Raw genomic sequence first — 3934 nt, forward strand, 5'->3', positions numbered from 1 at the left:
GTTAACAGCTCTGGGTATACAACGTAACGGTAAGCTGATTAACGTGAGCCTGAGAGAGCCTCCAACCTGAGGGCTGTCGGGTTATTGCGCCTTATGTCCATTTTACAGAAAGGCTGTCAGGGGCCTGTTGAAATATTTTAAGATCTATTTCCTTAGCCGCATGAGTAGATCCTGCTTTCTTAGAAAAAAAGACTTTACTCACACTGCGGAGTTCCACCGCAACATCAGACATCGTTTACCTTCCTTTTTAGTATAATATCAAAGATATCAGATTATTTCTTGAGCATCTATCCAACTCTCTGGCTAAATATTCTTACCTTTATTATCACTATTCAAGCAGTTCTGTTTTTAACGGATACTCACTACTCAATCCTAATCTGATAGGATTTCAGTAAAAAGTAACACAACAAGTGATACTGCTATAATAATTGCAGAAAGAGCCAACACCAATGGTAGCCGATTTGGAAAACGAAGCTGAGAGTAGAGATAAACAGGAAGTGTTTCATGAGTCCCTGTTACAAAATAAGCAAGATCAAATTCATCAATTGATACTCCAAAAGAGTATAAAAAGCCTGCGATGAGAACAGGCGCACATACAGGAAGCGTAATCTTGAATAAGGTTCTCCAATAACCTGCTCCAAGGTCCATTGAAGCCTCTTCGAGACTCCCTTGAAAGGTCTGTAGACGAGGAGAAACAATCAGCATCACGTAGGGAATATTCACCATTGTATGGGCACAAGCCACCGTCCACAGAGAAAGCGAGATTCCTGCCCAGTGAAATAATAATTGTAAGGAAACCCCCATTGCCAAATCCGGAATAATCAATGGAAGTACCCCGGCTGTAAGAAAAAAATTTCTCCCGGGAAGAGAAAATCTCGTGGTTGCCAAGGCTGCCATTGTTCCCAGCACAACTGCAACTACAGAGGTAAAAACACCAATTATCAGACTATTATACATAGCCTTAAGCAAATCTTGTGCTTCAAAAAGTGCCACATACCAATCAAGCGTCAATCCTTTTATTGGAAAGGTCACTGTTTTTCCTTCATTAAAAGAAAAAACAACAAGAAGGACCAAAGGAGTATACAACAGGATCAGAATAATCAGATAATAGATTGCATAAGTTGGAAATTTCTTGTTTGAAAACATGTGTCAAACCGGGGCATATTCAGATATACCTGAAATACGGTTAAAAAAGAATAAAACAGGAATAATCAATACCAGCAGTATTAAACTCATCAACGCTCCTAAAGGCCAATTCAGAGTTTTGACAAACTGCTCCTGAATGAGATTACCAAACATAATGCCCTGCGCCCCCCCAACTAAGGTCGGAGTAACCCACTCCCCTAATGTTGGAATAAAAACAAAAAAGAAAGCAGCAGCTACCCCTGGTACCGAAACCGGCAGAGTAATCTGGAAAAAGGTTTTCAAAGTTCCGGCACCTAAATCTTTTGAAGCTTCAATCATGTTCTGATCAACACTCTCAAGTGCAGAAAATAGAGGAAGAGCGGCAAACGGCACATAAATGTAGACCAGCGTAATCACTACAGCAGTACCACTGTACAAAAGATAGGGGGCCGTTTCACTGATGAATCCAGAAGAAAGTAAAAACAGGTTGAGAAGACCGGTTGAGTCAAGCAAGATCTTCCATGCAAGGATGCGCAACAACCAGGCTGTCCAGGCCGGAATAAGCAAAAGGGTCATAAAAATAACTTTATGCCTCCCTGCCTTAAATGCCAAAAAATAGGCCAAAGGATAGGCCAAAATAACAGAAAACAGAGCCGTAACAAAAGCTTGAAAAATGGAACGAAATAAAAGCCGATGATACGAAGAAGTTGTGAAAAAATCTTTGAAATGATCCAACGTGAAGATATATCGGGCATCCCCGAATGCACCTTCACGAAACACATAGCTGGTCATAATCCCAATGGGCATAATAAAAAACAGCAACATATAGAAGGCAGGAGGAGACAGCAAAAAAAATGCACGCTTTTTTTCTTCGTTCATTGAACAATACCAAGCTGTGTAAGAAAAATATACATCTAATATCTGTGGATCATCAGGTTGTTCCCAAATCCCAACAGGGTATTATGGAGCAGCCTTAAATTGATTCCAACGCTCTGTAAATTTTTTCCGTTGCTCTTCTGTCCAGCTCTTATAAAATACCGTTCTGTTTTGAAGATCCAGTTGATCCAAGTTCATAAGCTTAACCTGTTCCTGATCCATAAGGGATAACGCTGCCTTGGAAGATACTCCTGCCCCCATATTACCATACGCAGCATGTGAGGTGGGATCCAGTAAGGCATTCAGATAGTCATACGCCATATCCAGGTTTTTCGTTTTACTGGAAATAGCATAACCACACATCCATCCGATCATCCCCTCTTTTGGAGTAATATATTTTACTGGTAATCCTTTATTGTTAAGCATTGCATAGGTTTCAGGCCAGACATTTGCTGAAATCCATGAATCACCTGAAGCAATCAGCTGCTGAATCTCATTAAAATCAGTCCAGTAGGTGAAAATATTGTCTTTAAGCTCACTTAACTTAGCTTGAATCTCCTCATCCTGTTCCGAGGTCGTATTCCATGGATCAAACCCAAGAATAAGAGATGTGAAAACCTGAGCAGGATCCGCAGCGTCTATTAAGCTTACATGTCCCTTGTACTGAGGATCCCATAAGTCTTCCCAAGAGTCAGGAATCTCCTTTACTTTATCTGTTCTCACTACGATTGACTCATACCCCCAATCATACGGCATAACATACTGTTTTCCATTAATGTTACCCATATCAGCAAACGATGGTTCCAAATCATTCCAACGTTCAATTCTGGAGGTATCTAAAGGGAGAATCAAACCATTTTCGACATAGAGCTGAAAAAACTGAGTACATGGATGTACTATATCAAAAGCAAAACCAGCTTTGATCTTGCCATAGGCTTCCACATCTTCAGCGAGATAGACAATTTTAGGTGGAGTATTTGGATATTTTTCAAGAAATTTGGAATGAAAGTCAGGCAAATCTGCCATCGACCAATCATACACTATGAGGCGTTCAGCTGAGGACGTTGCATCTTCACCAGAACATCCAGCACTAAGCAATATCCCCATAAGCAAAAACGCATAGTGTAATATTCTTAAATTATTTCTTTTTTCTTTTTTCTCCATCTCACTGACCAAATCTTTAGTTAAACCTGAATTGAACGATTTTGTATACAAGGAATCAAGTATGCTTTTAATATTAAAAAATATTTTCCACCATTTTCTTGATCCATTGGGGTTAAGAATTATAGTGGAAAAACTATGCGATTACAGCAAGTTGATTCGATTTTTTAAAAAGAATCGCTCAATTTAGGTTAAAAATACCCTTAATTATTGTAACAGCACCAATGCCGCATCCTTCTCCAAAAGAGGACTAAATTCAATAAGACACTATTACAAAAAACATGATACACGCAATAACACTGATGAGTCAAACCGATTCAAAACATGGCTCTTTGTTCTCAACAATATCTTCTCATAACGCCTCGTGGATAGCTACGCTTGATGTGCTGGTGGTATAGACAGGATAGATCGCCACTAATTCTTTTATTTTTAAAATCCTATGATCAGATACAACTCATATTATCGACACAGTCAAACCTGCTCCGCCCAAGTATCCAACTGAAACACGTACCTGGTCACCAGCAGTAACATATCGTTCCCTCTTTCTAAGATAAATAATTTTAGGCCAGTGTGTTCGGTGCAGCCAAGGGGCAGACGATATCTTCACCTCGCTGTCCAGAAAAAGGGTAAAATAAACAACTATGCCTGATAATTTCACCTGACCTTCAACGGGCTGTTTTTCATAGCTAACCGTGTTATACTCCATGAAAATGCTTTTTAATCATAACATTGGAGGATGCACTTATGTTAACAAACGAACTCAATTGGTTTT

Annotated in this window: 4 protein-coding genes; all 4 read right to left on the reverse strand. The window is 39.5% G+C overall.

Features of this window, described 5'->3' with window-relative positions; all coding sequences use genetic code 11:
* Window positions 1-91: 91 nt before the first annotated feature.
* Window positions 92-232 carry a hypothetical protein gene (locus tag L2082_RS18760; protein WP_446012151.1) on the reverse strand — a complete coding sequence of 47 codons (141 nt, stop codon included), beginning with the start codon at window positions 230-232 and terminating at the stop codon, window positions 92-94.
* A 140-nt stretch (window positions 233-372) separates the two neighbouring features.
* Window positions 373-1146 carry an ABC transporter permease gene (locus tag L2082_RS18765; protein ID WP_446011030.1) on the reverse strand — a complete coding sequence of 258 codons (774 nt, stop codon included), beginning with the start codon at window positions 1144-1146 and terminating at the stop codon, window positions 373-375.
* Window positions 1147-1149: 3 nt separating this feature from the next.
* Entirely contained in the window at window positions 1150-2004 is an 855-nt protein-coding gene (locus tag L2082_RS18770) for an ABC transporter permease (RefSeq protein ID WP_446011029.1), read from the reverse strand.
* Between the two features lie 81 nt (window positions 2005-2085).
* Complete coding sequence (locus L2082_RS18775) at window positions 2086-3165, reverse strand: ABC transporter substrate-binding protein (RefSeq protein WP_446011028.1); 1080 nt, start codon at window positions 3163-3165, stop codon at window positions 2086-2088.
* Between the last annotated feature and the right edge of the window lie 769 nt (window positions 3166-3934).

The organism is Candidatus Electrothrix sp. (genome assembly GCF_052785085.1).